General features: G+C 67.1%; 16 protein-coding genes and 1 pseudogene. 4 read left to right on the forward strand and 13 right to left on the reverse strand.

Features of this window, described 5'->3' with window-relative positions:
• Window positions 1-470 precede the first annotated feature (470 nt).
• The gene (locus ACQP2U_RS40335) at window positions 471-2789 is read left to right on the forward strand and encodes a DEAD/DEAH box helicase (RefSeq protein ID WP_433712407.1); all 2319 of its coding nucleotides are present in this window, start codon (window positions 471-473) and stop codon (window positions 2787-2789) included.
• A 330-nt stretch (window positions 2790-3119) separates the two neighbouring features.
• On the opposite strand, the gene ACQP2U_RS40340 is transcribed toward ACQP2U_RS40335, so the two are convergent.
• The 3 genes from ACQP2U_RS40340 to ACQP2U_RS40350 all read right to left on the reverse strand — a co-directional run bounded on the left by ACQP2U_RS40340 (window position 3120) and on the right by ACQP2U_RS40350 (window position 4149).
• Window positions 3120-3590 carry an Rv3654c family TadE-like protein gene (locus tag ACQP2U_RS40340; RefSeq protein WP_433712408.1) on the reverse strand — a complete coding sequence of 157 codons (471 nt, stop codon included), beginning with the start codon at window positions 3588-3590 and terminating at the stop codon, window positions 3120-3122.
• Window positions 3587-3901, reverse strand: coding sequence for a TadE family type IV pilus minor pilin (locus tag ACQP2U_RS40345; protein WP_433712409.1), 315 nt, complete (start codon window positions 3899-3901; stop codon window positions 3587-3589). Before ACQP2U_RS40345 ends, ACQP2U_RS40340 begins: the two co-directional genes overlap by 4 nt.
• A gap of 62 nt (window positions 3902-3963) precedes the next feature.
• Window positions 3964-4149: a DUF4244 domain-containing protein gene (locus ACQP2U_RS40350; protein WP_433716753.1), complete on the reverse strand. Its 186-nt coding sequence runs from the start codon at window positions 4147-4149 to the stop codon at window positions 3964-3966.
• Between the two features lie 666 nt (window positions 4150-4815).
• Here ACQP2U_RS40350 and ACQP2U_RS40355 point away from each other — a divergent pair.
• Window positions 4816-5046 (forward strand): hypothetical protein, encoded by a 231-nt coding sequence (locus tag ACQP2U_RS40355; RefSeq protein WP_433712411.1) that lies wholly within the window; start codon window positions 4816-4818, stop codon window positions 5044-5046.
• On the opposite strand, the gene ACQP2U_RS40360 is transcribed toward ACQP2U_RS40355, so the two are convergent.
• The 4 genes from ACQP2U_RS40360 to ssd all read right to left on the reverse strand — a co-directional run bounded on the left by ACQP2U_RS40360 (window position 5026) and on the right by ssd (window position 9328).
• Window positions 5026-5604, reverse strand: coding sequence for a type II secretion system F family protein (locus ACQP2U_RS40360; RefSeq protein ID WP_433712412.1), 579 nt, complete (start codon window positions 5602-5604; stop codon window positions 5026-5028). The genes ACQP2U_RS40355 and ACQP2U_RS40360 overlap by 21 nt on opposite strands.
• A gap of 80 nt (window positions 5605-5684) precedes the next feature.
• Window positions 5685-6476, reverse strand: a complete 792-nt coding sequence (locus ACQP2U_RS40365) for a type II secretion system F family protein (RefSeq protein WP_433712413.1) — start codon at window positions 6474-6476, stop codon at window positions 5685-5687.
• Between the two features lie 289 nt (window positions 6477-6765).
• Window positions 6766-7953: a TadA family conjugal transfer-associated ATPase gene (locus ACQP2U_RS40370; protein WP_433712414.1), complete on the reverse strand. Its 1188-nt coding sequence runs from the start codon at window positions 7951-7953 to the stop codon at window positions 6766-6768.
• Window positions 7954-8218: 265 nt separating this feature from the next.
• Entirely contained in the window at window positions 8219-9328 is a 1110-nt protein-coding gene (gene ssd / locus ACQP2U_RS40375) for a septum site-determining protein Ssd (RefSeq protein ID WP_433712416.1), read from the reverse strand.
• A gap of 457 nt (window positions 9329-9785) precedes the next feature.
• Between ssd and ACQP2U_RS40380 the strand changes: the two genes are divergently transcribed.
• Window positions 9786-10565, forward strand: coding sequence for an HAD family hydrolase (locus ACQP2U_RS40380; protein ID WP_433716754.1), 780 nt, complete (start codon window positions 9786-9788; stop codon window positions 10563-10565).
• Between the two features lie 491 nt (window positions 10566-11056).
• On the opposite strand, the gene ACQP2U_RS40385 is transcribed toward ACQP2U_RS40380, so the two are convergent.
• Window positions 11057-11803: an oxidoreductase gene (locus ACQP2U_RS40385; RefSeq protein ID WP_433712417.1), complete on the reverse strand. Its 747-nt coding sequence runs from the start codon at window positions 11801-11803 to the stop codon at window positions 11057-11059.
• A gap of 97 nt (window positions 11804-11900) precedes the next feature.
• Between ACQP2U_RS40385 and ACQP2U_RS40390 the strand changes: the two are divergent.
• A pseudogene (locus ACQP2U_RS40390) lies at window positions 11901-11994 on the forward strand (transposase); the annotation flags it as partial.
• Between the two features lie 112 nt (window positions 11995-12106).
• Here ACQP2U_RS40390 and ACQP2U_RS40395 read toward each other — a convergent pair.
• The 5 genes from ACQP2U_RS40395 to ACQP2U_RS40415 form a co-directional block, all read right to left on the reverse strand.
• Complete coding sequence (locus ACQP2U_RS40395) at window positions 12107-13531, reverse strand: NF041680 family putative transposase (protein ID WP_433712418.1); 1425 nt, start codon at window positions 13529-13531, stop codon at window positions 12107-12109.
• Between the two features lie 215 nt (window positions 13532-13746).
• On the reverse strand, window positions 13747-14313 hold the full coding sequence (gene pyrE, locus ACQP2U_RS40400) for an orotate phosphoribosyltransferase (protein ID WP_364397182.1): 567 nt from the start codon (window positions 14311-14313) through the stop codon (window positions 13747-13749).
• A 5-nt stretch (window positions 14314-14318) separates the two neighbouring features.
• Window positions 14319-15152 carry an SDR family NAD(P)-dependent oxidoreductase gene (locus tag ACQP2U_RS40405; protein ID WP_433716755.1) on the reverse strand — a complete coding sequence of 278 codons (834 nt, stop codon included), beginning with the start codon at window positions 15150-15152 and terminating at the stop codon, window positions 14319-14321.
• 61 nt (window positions 15153-15213) lie between these two features.
• On the reverse strand, window positions 15214-16311 hold the full coding sequence (locus ACQP2U_RS40410; protein WP_433712419.1) for a hypothetical protein: 1098 nt from the start codon (window positions 16309-16311) through the stop codon (window positions 15214-15216).
• A gap of 56 nt (window positions 16312-16367) precedes the next feature.
• The gene (locus ACQP2U_RS40415) at window positions 16368-17204 is read right to left on the reverse strand and encodes a DUF5666 domain-containing protein (protein WP_433712420.1); all 837 of its coding nucleotides are present in this window, start codon (window positions 17202-17204) and stop codon (window positions 16368-16370) included.
• Window positions 17205-17315 lie beyond the last annotated feature (111 nt).

Genomic DNA, 17315 nt, shown 5'->3' on the forward strand with positions numbered 1-17315 from the left:
GCGGACAAGTAGGTTCGCCCACCGGGTCCGTTCCGACCGCTGTACTGTTGGTTCCCCCTGCAGGAAAGCACCAAGCACACCGTTCGCAACATCGATCCTGCTGACGGTTTGGACTTTGGATCCGTCCCTCGAACACAGAAGCTTGCGACCAGGAACTAGTGAACCATGTCTTCGAGCAATTCAACAGTCGAGTTACCGACAATTTGCAAAAAAGTTGATCTTGCGAATGCGCAGGTAAGGGACACAATGCCGGAATCCAGACTTGTGGTTCGTTTGCTTAGGGATAACCGAGCCAGCGTCTGGCAAACAGGCTGTGACCCAGGTCGCTATTTGGTATCGAAATGGCCGGTTGCTCTTCCCAAGCGCACACGTTTCACACTTTCTGCGCGCGTTGTGGAGTTCGAGTCGTGAATCCGACCGAGCCGGCAAGCCAGCCACGGGCTAGCAACGGCCGAAGTTACGGGCGATCGTTGCTGAATCGTGTCCTGAATGGGAGTCCCGATGACGACGCCCGCCTGACCCATGTGGTCGAACTCGCCGCCCGCCCTGCGGCCACCACTACCTGGCCGGATTGGGCTGCCCCCGATGTCGTCACCGCGCTGCGGGCCGCTGGAGTCGAGGCACCGTGGACTCATCAGAGGTGCACCGCAGACCTCGCCGCGAGCGGCCGACATGTGGTCGTCAGCACTGGCACAGCATCCGGGAAATCGCTCGGCTACCAACTGCCGGTGCTGACCGCATTGCGTGAAGATCCCCTCGCCACCGCCCTTTATCTAGCGCCGACCAAGGCATTGGGCGCCGACCAACTGCGGGCAATAGCGGAATTGACGCATGAGGGCCCGTTGCGCGATGTCCATCCGGCCACATACGACGGCGACACACCGGCCGAGGTCAGGCAATGGGTGCGCGCGAATGCCCGCTTCATCCTCACCAATCCCGACATGCTGCATGTCGGCATGCTGCGCTCCCATCAGCGCTGGGCCAGAGTGCTGCGCCGACTGCGCTATGTGGTGGTCGACGAAGGCCATGCCTACCGGGGCGTATTCGGCTCGCACGTGGCGCTGGTGCTGCGCAGGTTGCGGCGCATCGCGGCCCATTACGGCGCGGACCCCGTTTTTATCCTGTGCTCGGCGACCACGGCCGAGCCCGCGGCCGCAGCATCCCGGCTGATCGGCGCGCCATGCGTCGCGGTCACCGAGGACGGATCGCCGCAGGGCTCGCGCACCATCGCACTGTGGGAGCCGCCGCTGTTGACGACTCTGACCGGCGAAAACGGTGCGCCGGTTCGGCGATCGGCGACCTCGGAGACGGCCAGGATCATGGCCGATCTGGTGGCCGAGGGCGCCCGGACGCTCGCATTCGTCAGGTCGCGGCGGGCCGCTGAGCTGACCGCGATCGAGGCGCGCAGGCTGCTCGCCGACGTCGATCCGGAGCTCAGTGAACGGGTTGCCGCTTATCGGGCGGGGTATCTCGCGGAGGATCGGCGGGAGCTGGAGGCAGCGCTGTCCGCTGGAACGCTCCTGGGAGCAGCCACAACCAATGCGCTGGAGCTCGGGGTCGATATCGCGGGGTTGGATGCGGTCGTGATCTCGGGTTTTCCGGGTACAGTCGCCTCGTTCTGGCAGCAGGCCGGGCGCGCGGGGCGGCGCACACAGGGATCGTTGGTGCTGCTGGTGGCGCGGGACGATCCGCTGGACACCTTCCTTGTCCACCACCCGGAGGCGCTGCTGGACAAGCCGATCGAGGCGACCATCACCGATCCACACAATCCCTATGTATTGGGCCCGCAATTGCTGTGCGCGGCGCAGGAACTTCCACTCACCGACGATGAGGTCGACGCCTTCGGCGCGCGCGAGGTGCTCACCGATCTCGCAGGCCAGGGGTTGATTCGACGCCGGAACGGCGCGGTGCGCGACGGCAGCGCGCGCTGGTTCGCGACGGCCGAGGCGCAGCCGCACGATGCCGTCGACGTGCGCGGCGGCATCGGCACACCCATTGCCATCGTCGACAGCGAGACCGGCAGATTGCTCGGCACCGCCGATGCCGGGCGAGCGCGGGCGACGCTGCACGCAGGGGCAGTTCACCTGCATCAAGGCGATATCTACCTGGTGGATGAGCTGGATCTCGAGGGCGGAGTGGCGTTCGTGCGTGGCACCGATCCGGGCTGGAGCACGAGCGCCAGACAGATCACCTCGATCGCTGTCGACACGGTGACCGAACAGCGCAGCCACGGGCGGGTGACTACGGCATTAGCGCAGGTCAGCGTGACCAGCCAGGTGATCGGCTATCTACGCACACTGCGGACGGGCGAGGTGTTGGACCTGGTCGAGCTGGATATGCCGGAGCAGACGCTGCCGACCCGCGCGGTGCTGTACACAGTGACGCCCGAATTACTGGCCGCGGCAGGCCTGGATTCGCCACGGGTGCCGGGTGCGCTGCATGCCGCAGAACATGCGGCGATCGGCCTATTGCCGCTGGTCGCGACATGTGACCGGTGGGACATCGGCGGCGTTTCGACCGCCGAGCATCCCGATACCGGACTGCCGACGGTGTTCGTCTATGACGGGCAGCCCGGTGGCGCGGGCTTCGCCGAACGTGGGTTCGCGCAGCTACGTCGCTGGTTATCGGCCACCCTCGCGGTGATCGAGACGTGTACCTGCGCGGTCGGGTGCCCGTCCTGTGTGCAGTCGCCCAAGTGCGGCAATGGCAACCATCCGCTGGACAAGGCCGGTGCGGCCCGCCTGCTGGCCGCGGTTCTGGGCGAATTGGGCACCGGTAGAGGCGACTGAACAGCCCGTTCAGGTGCCGCAGTCGATTCGTGACAGCACCGACCTTCCACTGTGATCACTTGTCCACCTTTCGGGGTGGTCACCAGGGATTACCGGCGCGGGTCCGCGTGCTCCGCCAGGCGGCGCCGGGTGCGCAGGACCGCCGAATAAAGAGGATTAGGTTCATGTTAACTGAGGTATTGCCAATGAGCATTAGCGTCCGACGTGCGGATTCATTCGAGCGCCTTCTTGGCACTAAGTAAATATAGGCAATGACGCATTTATTCGAGCATCACAATTACCGAATTCCGGCATCGTGAAGTACCACTGGCGAGTGCATGTACGTACCGGTCACACTCCGTCTTCTATGGGTCCCGCGCGCGCTACCGCTCGAACAGTCCGCTTTCCTAACAGACCCATTGGTACATTCGTTTCAACAGTGACAGTGGCATCCCACTCCACGACTTCACACTGCTGAATCCGCACTCCCATCCGTTGCGCGATCTCCTCGGCTTGCGCACATCCGACATCGGCCCCGCGCGTCAGTTCTCCCGCTGCCGCCAATGCCGCCAAATCCGCCGCGGCCTGCGCCCGATGCCGTGCCGCAACCGCCACCCCGACCTGAGCGATCAGTAACGTCGCACCGATCAGGGCGACCAGCGTCAGACATGCGAAGACCGTCGCAACGCCCTCGTCCCGACCTCGCCCCCGTGCACTGTGCTTCCTTACTGCCGCGCATCGGTAGCGCAGCACGCCGCTGTCCTTCATGTGTGTTGTGCCCGGTGGCACGTCGTGGGCCGTCGGGCGGCCGTTGGGGATCACGGCTCAGCTCCCGGCTCGCGGGTGGAGACGGCCTCGGCATGCAGGACCAGCAAGGGCAACAGGGGTGCGCGGGCGGAGACCGCCGCGACTACCCGGTCGTCCTCACTGCGCAGCGAGATGTCGGCGGCCGGCGGAGCTACCCGCCGCGCCGCCGACACCGCATTCGCTTGATCACCGCGGGCGGCCAGCCGGGCCGCTTCGCGTGCGGCGTCGACGCAGCGCACCTGCGTCGACGCCGCGAGCAAGACACCGACGCACAGCACCACCGCAACCACGATGGCAGCGAGTGCGATCGCCGCCTCAACCGTCACCGCACCCCGATCGTCACCGAGATGCGTTGTACCGCAGTAGTTTAATCGACAACTACTGTGCGCTACACCGCGGTGTTCAACGCTTTGTCGATGATCTTCGTCAGCGCGTTCACAATGCTGTCCCCGGTCACCACCCCATAGAGCACGGCCCCGAACGCCGCAGCCGCAATAGTTCCGATCGCGTACTCCGCCGTACTCATCCCGTCGTCCGCGACCAGCACCCCCAGCGTCCGAGCCCGCACCTCCATACCAACGGCCCCAAGCCGCCGCATCACCCGATCCCGCATCGTTCCCATTCGCACCGTCTTCCCCTCTCATTCCCGCCCGCGCGGCCACTCCGCGCCGACACGCTCGTCCTCGCCGCGCACGACCCGACCCCGTCACCGTCCCGAACGCAGCACTCAGCAGCTCGCCAACGCCGCGCGCGGCAGCACCGAGCACGCTCTTCCCCACCTCGGCAATGTCGCGCGTAATTACTCCACGCCCACACGCTCGTCCTCGCCGCGCACGACCCGACCGCTTGACCCTCCCGAGCGCAGCGCTCAGCAGTTCGAGGCCACGCCGCACAACGCCGCGCGCGGCAGCATCGAGCACGCCCTTCCCCACCTCGGCAATGTCGCGCGTAGTTACTCCGCACCGACACGCTCTTGTGGTCCACGCATGTTCCGGCACCACGCCACACAGCCCAACGCTTCCGAGCGCAGCACTCGGCAGCCGAGCAACGGTGCGTTGGACAGCGCCGTGATCGACATCGCTTCGGGCGATCGCCGCAAGCCCAACAAGGTCCGGCACGGTCCTGCCCGGGTCGGTGCTGCTCCGCATGCGCGTCCGCGGCCCGCCAATGTGCAGCGCGGCCACCCCGAGCCCAACACCGGTCTGCGCAGCCGTCACCGACCCGACAATGCCGTGCTGACATGTCCTCGGATCGGCTTTGTTTCGCGCGGCGTTTTTATGTTCGACCGTTCCCGGCTGCGGCGTTCTCGCAGCAGTCCACCTCCCTCTCGTTCCCGAACCTGTCGCTCGTGATGTGGCACTTCCGCGCCATGCGGTTCTCGCAGCAGTCCATCTCCCCCTCGTTCCCGAACCTGTCGCTCGTGATGCGGCACTTCCGCGCCATGCGGTTTTCACAGCAGTCCACCTCCTAGGACGCTGCTGGCGAGGCCGATGACTACAGGGACGATGCCGAGGCAGACGAAGGCTGGGAGGAAGCAGAGCCCCAGAGGGCCGCCTATCAGGACTCCGGCGCGTTCGGCGCGGGCTGCGGCTGCGTCTTCGACTCCGCTGCGGCGCTGTTCGGCCAGTTCACCGATTGCGGCGGCGAGTGAGGCGCCCGAGCGGGCCGAGCGACGGGCCAGGCGTGCCAGCGAGTCGACCTCCTCGGCGCCTGGTTGGCCTCTGCCGTCGCGGGCCACCTGGTCCCAGGCAGCTGCCGCATCTGCGCCGAGTGCCAGCAGGTCGGCCGTCTTACGCAACCCCGCACCGAGGGCGGGCGGCGCGCTGGGTGCCACCGCTCGAGCTGCTGACGCCATCGGCAGCCCGGCTCGTAGGCAGGCGGCGAGCAGGTCGAATACCGAGGCTACGGCCAGTGGGTCGCTATTGGCGCCCCGCCGAGATGCCAGAGCTACCGGCGGCGCACCCCTCTCTCGCAACGCCCGCAATCGCCGATTCACCGCAACTCGCCCAGGCAGGACTACCAATGCCATCGCGAGCAAAACGACTGGTGCACTGGCAATTCCGTGCATTCCATACCCCTCCATACGTGTGCGCGACCAGCAGATTTGTTTCATACGAAGACCTTTCGCGTGATCGCGTCGGTCCACAGCAAGCCGATGCACGCCAGTGCTGCACCGAGTGGCAGCAGAACAGTTCCGGCACCAGGACTCAGCAGCACGTGCAGCGGGGCAGCGCCCATCAATTGGCCGAGGCCGATACCCAGGAGCGGGAGGCCCGCGAGAACCGCCGCAGTGGCGCGAGCCCCGGCCAGTGCCGCAGTAGTGCGCGTGCGAAAGCGAATGCGCCCCAGCAGGTCCGTGCGGGCCGCGACGAGTAATTCCGCGAGAGCGAGACCGTGGTGCTCGGCGACCCGCCAGGCGTCGGCAATCCGGGCGAGTTCGGCATCGACGATGGAATCGGGATCGCGCAACCCATCCGCGCCCGACCCACCAAGTCTGCTGCGCGCCGCGCTGACCGCGAAGGCACGTGCGGCCTCGCCACGCGACTCCTGCGCGGCAACCTCCGCCGCCGCACTCGGATGTGCACCGACCCGCAGTTCCCCGATTACGGCCTCGAGCGCGTCCAACAGATAGGCGCACTCCGCGCTGCGCTGCCGTTCCCGGCCCGCCCGCCGCACCCGAATACCGACCGTTCCCCCAACCAACACCGCCGCTACCAGCGGACCGACACCAACTGCCAACGCCCCGACGATGACAAAACCGAACGCCACCCGTAACCCACTGCCCCGCCCGAACTTTCGAGCATCTGCTGACGCCGTGAACAGCCTGACGAACCGTCGCCGCGAACCGGGCGTCGGTGCCAGCAAAACCCCCAGTGCCAGACACATCAATCCCGCAATCATCGACCGCACCGTTCGCCAAGTAACCACCGCGACGACGCCATCCGACCTGCAATTCCGGAGCGCACCGCTGCCATGATCACCGGTCGTCCCACCAACGAACCAAGCACGGCGACAATGCCGCTGAAGCCGCAAACGGCGGACCGATCGGTACCGCGATCAGAGCGAATCCCCGCACTGCGGGGATCATCACCCTCCAGAGCAAAATCCACCGCCCCGAACGACATAGACACGAACAAGCCTCGCGCCGAATCCATTCGAGCTGCGAGGGCCGCGCGCGCCATTGCCGCGATCACCGGTCGAGCCGTTCGGCGAGTAGGCGGGTGAGGGTGGCGGCGGCGGGGGTGGGGGCCTGGTCAGCGTGCCAGGCTGCGGTTATGGTGACGTGGCCTTGGGAGTCGCGATCTACTATGCCGATTTCGCGGAGGCCGCGGGAGCCGTCGGCTCGGCGATGAACGTGCAGTACTACCTGAACGGCTGCGGCTAGTTGACTGTGGAGGGCGGCGCGGTCCATACCGCCCAGCGCGGCAAGGGCTTCCAGGCGGGCAGGGACCTCGCGGGGTGAGTTGGCGTGGACTGTGCCAGCGCCGCCGTCGTGGCCGGTGTTCAGGGCGGTCAGGAGGTCGACTACCTCGGCGCCACGGACTTCGCCGACGACGATTCGGTCGGGCCGCATTCGCAGGGCCTGCCTGACGAGGTCGCGGACGGTTACCGCGCCGACGCCCTCGACGTTCGCGGTGCGCGCGACCAGGCGCACGACGTGCGGGTGTGGGGGTGCCAGTTCGGCGGCGTCTTCGACGCAGATGATGCGCTCGTCGGCGGCGACCTCGGCCAGTAGGCCGGACAGCAGTGTTGTCTTGCCCGCGCCGGTTCCGCCGACCACGAGGAAGGCGAGTCGGGCCCGGATGATCTGCTCCAGTAGGAGTTTCGCGTCGGCAGGTACCGCGCCCGCCGCAGCGAGCGCATCCAGTCCCTGGGTCGCCGGACGTAGCACACGTAGCGACAGGCAGGTGCCGCCGTGCGCCACCGGCGCCAAGACCGCGTGCAGCCGGACTCCGAACGAATCCCCCAGCGCCGCTTCCCTTCCGGACAACCTGCCATCGACCCACGGCTGCGCATCGTCGAGCCGCCGCCCGGCCGACAGCGCCAACCGCTGTGCCAACCGACGCACCGACGCCTCATCAGGGAAGACAACCGAGGTGCGTTCCAGTCCACGCCCCCGGTCGATCCACACCGCATCCGGCGCGGTCACCAGCACATCGGCGACCCGGGCGTCCTGCAGCAGCGGCTCCAATAACCCCGCACCGGTCATCTCGGTCTGTAACAGCCGTAGCGCCCGCAGCAGATCGGTATCCCCCAGCACCCCACCCGCCTCGGCCCGAATGGCCGCCGCCACCTGCGCCGGATCCGGATCCCCCGACGCACCGGACAACCGCTCCCGCACCCGATCCAACAAATCCGACGTCACCAACGCGCTCATCACGAACTCCTCCCCACCGAAGCGGCAAGGCCCCACCGCAGCATCCAACGCATCGCCCGAGCACTCGAAGCCGCAGGTCGACCAACACCGAGCACCGCATCCGACGGCGCAGATCGTCGGATCCCGAACACTGTCGCAACAGCACACGCGACAGTCCGATAGCGCTGCTGCAGCTCGTATTTCACCGGCACCTGCGCCCCGTGACGGCGCACTGGGATATTGCGCCGCGCCGCACGGACTCGAGCCGACTCGGCCGTAGACGCACTCATCCCAGCCCCTGTCCGGCAGGAGCGCTGAGCACCCTGAGTACAGCGTCCGCGGCGTCACGGAGCGGCCCGCGGCCGAGGGTGAGCCCGCCGCGTTCCAGGCGCGCGGCCAGTCCTGGTTGGGCTCGGACGGCGGCTAAGAGGGGCAGATCGAGGACCTCGGCGACTTCGGCACCGCGAAGGCCGCCGGGGGCTGGGCCGCGGACTATCACGCCCTGGTTCGGATTTCGTTGGGCGATGTGGGCCGCGACCGATTCGGCGGCGGCTACGGCGCGTAGGCGAGCCGGGACGACCAGGACGACGAGGTCGGCCGCGTCGAGTATCTGGTCGGCGTGTGGGCCGCGTTCGCCCGAGATGTCGCATATCACCAAATCGCCTGCGGCACGACCCGCTTCGATGACGGCGCGGACAGCAGCGGAGCCGATTTCGGCGGGCAAGCGTCCGGCACCGCCGCGACCACAGGACAGTACCGCCAGTCCCGGCGCGGCGGCCGGTAGTGCGCCGTGCAGTGCGGCGGCGGAGACCCGACCGTCCTCGATCACCAGGTCCGGCCAGCGCAATCCCGCCCCGGTTTCGATGCCGAGCAGCAGGTCGAGGCCGCCGCCGAGGGGTGCGCCGTCGACGAGCACGGTGTCGCGGCGGAACCGCTCGGCGGCGGATCGCAGTCCGGTCGCCGCGGCCAATGTGGAGGCCCCCGCACCGCCGCTGGCACCCGCGATCGCGACCACAACACCGTCGCCCATGCGATATTCGCCGTGCTCAGCAAACTTCTCGATAAGCCCGACCGCGGCACCGGGCAGCGCGATGACGCGCTCGGCACCGACGGCTGCGGCGGCCTTCCAATCGGCCAATCCGGGCTCCCCATCGGTCACCAGCACGATGCCGATCCGCCGGAGATAACCGGCGCGTGCACAGCTCTGCGCCGCCTCTGTGTCGAGGACCACCAGTGGTGCCGCCACCCAGGCGTGGCGACCGACAGCGAGCGCGTGCTCGTCGAGCTCGCGTTCCGCGGCCGCCGCGACCCGGCGTACCTCATCGCGCAGCCGGATGTCCTGGATCAGCACGAGCGCGGGCGGCGGTGTGAGTGCCGGAGCGGCTTCGAGATTCATGCAGGTCAGCGTGCTCGAAGACGAAGCCCAGCAGAAGATGCAATATGCCGAATGTGGATAACTCGGGGGTTGTGGATAAATCCGGGGAGCCGAGTCCGCGGGAACCTTGCCCGAAATAGAGGACGGCCCCAGCCGGGGGGGGAGGAGGCTGGGGCCGTCGGGTTCAGCCCCGGGGGGTCGGGCTGAACGCACCTGGACTATGTCCAGGTGCCAGCAATACTACACCCAAGCCGGGGCCACTACGCAAGTCTGTAGTCGGAGAACTTTGTGGCCACGACCGGCCCGGCGTCTGCGGGGCAAACCCATCGAACCAACCGGACTCCCGACCCGTCGGGCACCATCGCCGCGGCATGCATATTCTGAACGGGTGAGGGCCGATGGCGACCAAACAGAGCTCGATGACCAGACGGCACGGGACGCGACAGCAACGAAGCGACCGAGCGCCGGGGGCGAGCGCGTGGCCGCCTTTTTCGATCTCGACAAGACAGTGATCGCAAAATCGAGCACCTACGTGTTCAGTAAGCCCTTCTACGCGCAGGGCCTGCTGAACCGGCGCGCGGTGCTGGAGAGCAGTTACGCCCACTTCCTGTTCATGCTCTCGGGCGCCGACCACGACCAGATGGAGCGCATGCGCGCCAATCTGACCAATATGGTCGCCGGCTGGGATGTCGAGCAGGTGAAATCCATTGTGGCCGAGACACTTCACGAACTCGTCGATCCGCTGATCTATGCCGAGGCCGCGGATCTCATTGCCGACCACAAGATCCGGGGCCACGACGTGGTGATCGTTTCGGCCTCGGGCGAGGAGATCGTCGGCCCGATCGCCGAGGTGTTGGGCGCCTCACATACCGCGGCGACCAGGATGGTCGTCGAGGACGGTCGCTACACCGGTGAGGTCGAATTCTATTGCTACGGTGCCGGTAAGGTGACCGCGATCGAAAAGCTCGCCGCCGCTGAGGGTTACGACCTTTCGCGGTGTTATGCCTACTCCGATTCCGTGACCGATCTCCCGATGCTGAGCGCGGTGGGGCATCCGACCGCGGTGAACCCGGATCGCAATCTGCGCCGTGAAGCGGTGGCCAAGGGCTGGCCGATTCTCACGTTCTCCAACCCGGTCTCGCTGTGGTCGCGGTTCCAGAGTCCGTCGTCGACCACCCTTGCCGCGACAGCCGCAGTGGGGTTGAGTGCGGTACTGGCCGGGGCGATCAGCTACCGGTTGCTGCGCCGGCGGCGCTGAGTCATTGCTACCGGACCCGGGCCGCGCGGCGGCCCTGTTGAGGCGCGCTGCGGAGGGCTTGCCGACGTAACACAGAGGCCGCCGGGACCAGGGATCCAACCACGAAACGCCGGTAGACACGCAGCTTATTGAATGTTTTTTCAAGCCTTGATGTGAGGGCAGTCACAGTGTAGAAATGTAACTACGGAAGGACGGAAGGCCTGAGCGGAGCCGGAAGAGAAGGCTCAGCTCCCCGACCCACCCTTCCCAGCACGGACACCAGGCACCCACGCGGAGCGCGCCGCGACAAGGGCAAAAGCGTTGTGGGCCTGCGAGATCCGGGTTTTCGACGGCGAACGCCTCGCACAGGTTGCGGGGATGAACCGCCGGAGTCCGGATAATCGCCGAGGCCGCAGAACACAACCCACCCAGCACGCTTGGTAACCGGGTATCCGTGCTAGCGGGCGGTGAGGTCGTCAACGACAACGCCGCCCGCTTTGATGTGTGGGCCCCTATCCGGATGCCGCGTCGGCGATCGATGTCGCCTCCCGCGCACCGTCTTCGAAGGCGCCGCAACACAGGATCACCCAGCCGCCCACCGCATCCGGAGCACCCGAGCCGAATCCGGCCGCCGCGTCCAGATACTGCTGACGCCGCCGCAGCCAGAACACCTCCGGCACGCCGAGACTGTGCGGATCCAGCCCACTGGACGCGGCCACCAGTCGCGAGGCCGCCCGCGCCACTATGCCGTCGGCCGTACCGAATGGCCGCAAGGTCAGTAGCTCACCGTGCACGACCGCCGCGATGACCGGCGCCGGCGCCTTGGATCCGAGCACTGTCTGCACCAGCAGGTCGAGCCGTTCGGCCACGCCGCCGTCACCGCGCGGGCGCCCGAGTAGCTCCTCGTCGTTGACCAGATCGGCCGCGGCCAGCAGATGCAGCCGAGCCAGCGCCTGCAGCGGCGCGCGCTGCCAGGTGCCGACCAGATTCCGCAGGGCGTCGCCGTCGAGCGCCTGGCCGACTCGCAGCGAGCCGGCCAGGATCGGATCCGCGACCCGACCATCGGCGGGCAGCTCGGTACTGCCGCCGTCGATCGCGGCAGATGAGCGCGCGGCCCGCACCGCCGCCTCGGCGGCCGTGGTCGGCCAGCCACGCCGGTTCGCCTTGTGCCGATGCACCGCGGCGAGCGCGTCACGCGCCTTATCGGCGGCTTCGCGTACACCGGGCAGATCGACGAGGGGCTGTAGCGGATCGGTCACTGGAGACATTTTGCAGCGCCTACGGCACCGCGTGTTCGCGGCCCCCCACTGTCTCGCGTCCGACCATTTCGAGGAACCTGCAAGCAGTCGCTGGCGGCGCCGCAAACGCCACATCGCCACCGATACCAGCGGCCTGCTGCTGGCGGTCGTGGTGACCGCCGCTTCGATCCAGGACCGCGACGCGGCGCACCGGCTGCTGACCGCGCTACGCGCCCGCTTCGCCACCGTCACGCTTGTGTTCGCTGACTGGCCCGCACCACCGCCAGGAGACCCGAGTTTCCGGACGCTCGCTAAGCTTGTCTTTTAACCCCCACCAGCTGTGCTGGTGGGGGTTGTGGCGTTTTTGCCTACTGGTTGGTGTGGGGCGGGTTGCTTGTTTTTGGAGCCGGGTGGGCGTCCCGGGCCGGGGCGGGAGGGTTTCGGTGCTCTGGCGGGTAGGGCTGTTGTCGGGCGGAGGTTCCGAAACCCTCGGCGGACTCGTGCGGGGGTGAGCCGGTCGGGTCGGGAGGCTGGTTTCTCCCAGGGGCGACGCAGGTCGTGGGTGAGGTTGCGGGCCAGCCGTAGTTGGGTGTGGGCAGCGATTACCAGCCAGGTCCAGCGGTCGGCGGCGTGGGGATCGCGCAGATGGGGGCGGGTCCAGCCGAGGGTTTGTTTGAAGAATCTGAACGTGTGCTCAATGTCGAAGCGGCGCAGGAACGTTCGCCAGTATCGGTCCACCTCTGTAGCGGTGGCGTCAGGGTTGGAACACCACAGCCAGACCGGTTTCGGGTTGCGGTCGCCGGGCAGGTACTGCACCCGCAGCCGCAGCAGGGTGCCCTCGATCGTCGGCAGCGGGCCGGCGTGGTCGGCCCAGTTGCCGCGATGCTTGAGCATGGGGTGCAGTCGGTGCCAGGCGCTGGCTTCGGCCAAGCCGTAACGGTCGGTGTCGGTGTGGGTCGACACTTGCGGTTTGGGGTAGGTGGTGGCGTCGGCGAGCACGAATTCGGGTCCGTGTTTGGCTGGACGTCCGGTCCTGGCCGCTGGACGGGCCGCGGCAGGCAACGCCAGGACCCGGTCGCTGCGGATTCTGCCGACCAGTTCCACGGGCAGGTCAACCAGCAAATATGCCAGGCGGGTGATGTCGTAGCCGGCGTCGAATACGATCAGGATCGCCGGGTCGTGGGGCTGGTGCTGCCCGGCCAGACGGAGTCTGTCGACAACCTCACGAATTTGTGTGGAGGTCACCGTGGTCAGGTCGTCGTCGGGATCGATGCGCACCGCGTCAAGCATCGCGGTCCATGATGTGCGGCCGGGCTCGAGCGCCGCCACGAACGAGTAGGGCCACCCAGGAATCATTTGCGCTTGGCCTTTTCCGCGTCCGTAGACGTGGCAGAACGCCCGATCGGGACTGGTCGCGGCGTCCGGGCGCAGCCACGGACTGACATCGACGGCCAGCAAGATCCGGCCGTCGCCGTCACGCGGCACCGGCAGCCCAGCCACGGATCGCCGCAGCCTTGCGAAGTCGATACGGCCACTACCCAGACCGTCATATAGCGCGCCATGTCCGCGGCGGTGCTCGGCGGCCAACGACAATCCGACCAAGGTATGCACGGGACCATCGCTGCACAGCACCGCCTCGGTCAGCTCGAACAGTGCGTCGGACCGCCGCTCGAGGCAGTCATAGAACGAATTACGAAACACCGCAAGACAATCCAGATCGAACGAGCGCGTTGACTCGACCGAACTCATCGCTTGAGGCACACTGGCACCCACGGCCACCGCGTCTCTTTTCAGGCTCTTTGGACAGAACCCGACGATGATGATGCGGTGGCCGCCCAGAGTCACGCCGACACGCTGCCGAACGAGAACGAAATCTCCACGGCACCAACAATTCTCGCCTAAACAACTTCTGCCTGTCGCAGCCGATCACTTCGGCTGCGACAGGCAGAGGTTAAAAGAAAAGCTCAGCCGAGGGCGAGATCCTTCAAACCGAGAATCGACCGGTACTCCAGCCCCTCGGCGGCGATGACCTGATCGGCACCGGTCTCCCGATCGACCACGGTCGCGACGCCGACGACCGTCGCGCCGGCCTCGCGCAGGGCGCGCACGGCGGTCAGGGGCGAATTTCCGGTGGTCGTGGTGTCCTCGACGACGAGCACCCGCTTGCCGACGATGTCCGGCCCCTCGATCTGGCGCTGCATGCCATGGGTCTTGGCGGCTTTACGCACCACGAAGGCGTCGATCGGTCGGCCGGGCGCGTGCATGACGGCCAGCGCGACCGGATCCGCGCCCATGGTGAGCCCGCCGACGGCCTCGAAATCCCAGTCCGCGACGAGTTCGCGCAGTAGCTTGCCGATCAACGGTCCGGCACCGTGGTGCAGGGTGGCGCGGCGCAAGTCCACGTAGTAGTCGGCCTCTTTGCCCGAAGACAGTGTGACCCGGCCGTGCACGACGGCGAGCTCGCGCACGAGTGCGGCCAATCTGTCGCGGTCGTCGGTCGAAACGGCGGCCTTGTTCACCTGGTCGATCATGTCTGTCAAGTCCTTCCGCGTGCGTTGAATATGCCGCGATTCAGTCGGGCCGCCAGGGCTCGCGGGATCATCCCGGCGGCGGTGGTGAGCACTTTGTACTGCAGACCGGGCACGCTGAGCACCCGGTCCTTCTCCAGATCACGTAGCGAACCGGCGACCACCTGGTCGACGCTCAGCCACAGCTGTTTCGGCAGCGAGGACATCTCGATGCCGGCCCGCTCATGGAATTCGGTATGCACGAATCCGGGGCATAGGGCTTGGACCCGGACTCCAGTTCCGGCCAGTCCACCCGCCAGCCCCTCGGTGAAGGATACGACGTAAGCCTTGGAGGCCGAATAGGTCGAGCCCCGTCCGGGAATCAGACCCGCGACGCTGGCCACATTGACGATCGACCCCTTCGCGGCCGCGATCATCGATGGCAGCGCGGCCCTGGTGAGCTGCACCACCGCGGTGACATTGACGTCGAGCTGAGCCTGGACCGCAGCGGGCGGCTGCGTCCAGAACTCCCCCGATTGGCCGAATCCCGCATTGTTGACCAGGAATTCGACGCCGTCGGCGGCACGGGCCAACACCCGATCCCGATCTTCGGTATCGGCCAGATCGGCGACGAGCACCTCCGAGCGGGTCGCGAACTTCCGCTCCAATTCCGCGGCGAGTCCGTCCAGCCGGTCCTTGTCGCGGGCGACGAGCACCAGGTCATAGCCGAGTGTGGCCAAGCGCACGGCGAAGCCGCGCCCGATACCGGAGGCGGGTCCGGTGATCAGCGCGACGGGGCGGATGGCGCCGGGCAAGCGCGTTGGGCTGACCAGCCCATCCGTTTCCCGGCCAGCACCGCTCATCGAATCGCTGCGCGATCCCGCATTCATTGCACAATCCAGGTCATCGGGGCGCTATGCCCGCTCACTGCGGCACAGGTCCCTGATATGGGCGGAACCCCGGATGGAACGGACCGCCGGGCTGTTGCGGCTTATGCTCGCCCGAGGGCCATTCGTCCTCACCCGACTCGGATTTCGCGGGCTTGCGCTCGGCCGAGCGATCCTGCGGCGACCAGTCGTCGTCCGGCTCCGCTGCCCAGCGCTCGTCGCGGGCCCGCGAACGGGAGTCGGGGACCACGGCGAGACTGGGGCGGCGCGGCGGCTCCGGGTCGGCGACCGCCTCCTCGTCGTAGTAGTCGTCGTCGGAGTACTCGCGGTACTTCGGACGGTCGAAATCGTCTTCGCCATACGACGATTCGTTGTAGTCCTCGTCGTCGAAGTCCTCGCGCTTACGCAGATCCGCCGACGCGACCCGCCCGGCCACCGGACTTTCCGCCTCATCCCGCGCACCCGAGCGCTTACGTGGATGCGGCCGTCCCGGATCGTGACCACCGGAATCCACCCCCCGCACATCGCTCACCGGAGGCAGCACATGCAATAGACCGGACAGGCGAAGCACCGCATCGATCGCGGTCTCCCAATCCTTGGCCGCCGTACCGACATTCAGCATGCCGAGGGTCCAGTTGCCCTCACTCCACAGCATCTGCACGGAATCGGGCAGCGATTCGATGAAGGCGACCATGCGCTGGTCGACGGCGTGCCTGGCGATCTCCGGATTGGTCGCGAACACCACCCGGTCACCGATCGCGCCGAGCAGTTCCAGATCGGCATCCTTGGGCGGGGATGCGGTCTTGAGCCGCATATCCACATCGATATCGGAGCCGATCTGCCTGCGCACCGCGACCAGCGTCGCGGCATCTTCCAGATCGAAGAGGACGAATTTCTCGCCCTTGCGGATGCCGGACACCACATCCACCGCGGACAGGTAGCCGAGCTTGGCCAACGCACCGCGGCGCCAAGTGGAGGCCAGCGCCGGCTCCACCGACACATACGTATAGCCCTGGGCCTTCGCCCACACTTGGCGCGCATGACCGGTCCGCTGTCGCTGAACCCGATCGAAATACAGCAGCACGATCGCACCAACGAGCGCGATCGCCGCCAACCCGAACCACATTGCCGTCATCGTCGCCTACCCTATAGAGCCGACAGAGCTATTGCGCATCACTGCCCGCCGATATTTCACCGCGTGCCTCCGGGCAGTGCGGTGCTGATGATGATCTTCGCGTCGATCGAACCATCCGCGGCCTTATCGCCCTGCACCACGACCATGTCGCCGACCGGAAGATCGGACGCCTTGGACCCCGCCAGCGAGATCACCTGGGTCTTATCGGTGGTACGTACCGTCACAGGGGATCCGCCGCCGAGGGTGTCGAGGGTCAATTGGCCACCGGCATTGGCTTTGATGGTGCCCATGGTCGCGCCGAGGCTATCGATGCCGCCGAGTCCCGGAATGCTCGGCAGGACCTGGGTGGATGACGGACCGCGCGAGGGCGCGGTACCAGTGGCTCGGCCCGCGGTCGGGAAGGCCGAGGTGCTCGCGGCCGAACTCGACGAAGTGTCCTTACCGCCGAGCAGCATCCCCGCGACCGCACTGACCGCGCCGATCAGCAGGATCACCCCCAGTCCGAGGGCGATCCACAGGCCGGTATTGCGCTTGCGCGGCGGCGGTCCCTGATCCGGGGGTAGCGGCGCGCCCTGCGGTCCGGGCGGATACTGGACGCCGGGCTGGCCGTATGGACCCACCTGGGTCGGCTCCTGCCACGCGCCACTGTCCTGGCCCCATTGGACCTGGCTGTCGTACGGCGGGAACTCCTTGGTGGCATTGACCGGTGGCGGCGCCCACGGCTCGAATTGTTCGGTAGACGGGTAGACCGAGGTCGCATCGCCATGGCCATACGGTTCGATGTATTCGCTGGTAGGCGCGGACGGCTGAAATCCCGACTTACCCGACGGACCGAAATGTTCCGTCGGCGCATCCTCCGGTCGCTGAGCCCAGGGATCGTTGGGACTACTCATGCCCTCAAGGGTAGGCTGTGTTGGTTTGGCCGCGCCTTCGGCGCGGCGTGTTCGCGGCCCCCTGTGTCTCGCGTCCGAGCCGTCGAGACTCGCGACTTCGTCGCATGCGCT

Origin of the sequence: Nocardia sp. CA-084685 (assembly GCF_050955785.1) — a bacterium.
Lineage (GTDB): Bacteria > Actinomycetota > Actinomycetes > Mycobacteriales > Mycobacteriaceae > Nocardia.

Excerpts from the sequence above, each read along its gene's own strand:
- ACQP2U_RS40410 (WP_433712419.1), bottom strand. The coding sequence starts at position 16,311 with ATGACGGCAATGTGGTTCGGGTTGGCGGCGATCGCGCTCGTTGGTGCG.
- ACQP2U_RS40350 (WP_433716753.1), bottom strand. The coding sequence starts at position 4,149 with ATGGAGGTGCGGGCTCGGACGCTGGGGGTGCTGGTCGCGGACGACGGG.
- ACQP2U_RS40360 (WP_433712412.1), bottom strand. The coding sequence starts at position 5,604 with ATGGCATTGGTAGTCCTGCCTGGGCGAGTTGCGGTGAATCGGCGATTG.
- ACQP2U_RS40415 (WP_433712420.1), bottom strand. The coding sequence starts at position 17,204 with ATGAGTAGTCCCAACGATCCCTGGGCTCAGCGACCGGAGGATGCGCCG.
- ACQP2U_RS40370 (WP_433712414.1), bottom strand. The coding sequence starts at position 7,953 with ATGAGCGCGTTGGTGACGTCGGATTTGTTGGATCGGGTGCGGGAGCGG.
- ACQP2U_RS40395 (WP_433712418.1), bottom strand. The coding sequence starts at position 13,531 with ATGAGTTCGGTCGAGTCAACGCGCTCGTTCGATCTGGATTGTCTTGCG.
- ACQP2U_RS40405 (WP_433716755.1), bottom strand. The coding sequence starts at position 15,152 with ATGAGCGGTGCTGGCCGGGAAACGGATGGGCTGGTCAGCCCAACGCGC.
- ssd (WP_433712416.1), bottom strand. The coding sequence starts at position 9,328 with ATGAATCTCGAAGCCGCTCCGGCACTCACACCGCCGCCCGCGCTCGTG.
- ACQP2U_RS40355 (WP_433712411.1), top strand. The coding sequence starts at position 4,816 with ATGTCCTCGGATCGGCTTTGTTTCGCGCGGCGTTTTTATGTTCGACCG.
- ACQP2U_RS40365 (WP_433712413.1), bottom strand. The coding sequence starts at position 6,476 with ATGATTGCGGGATTGATGTGTCTGGCACTGGGGGTTTTGCTGGCACCG.
- pyrE (WP_364397182.1), bottom strand. The coding sequence starts at position 14,313 with ATGATCGACCAGGTGAACAAGGCCGCCGTTTCGACCGACGACCGCGAC.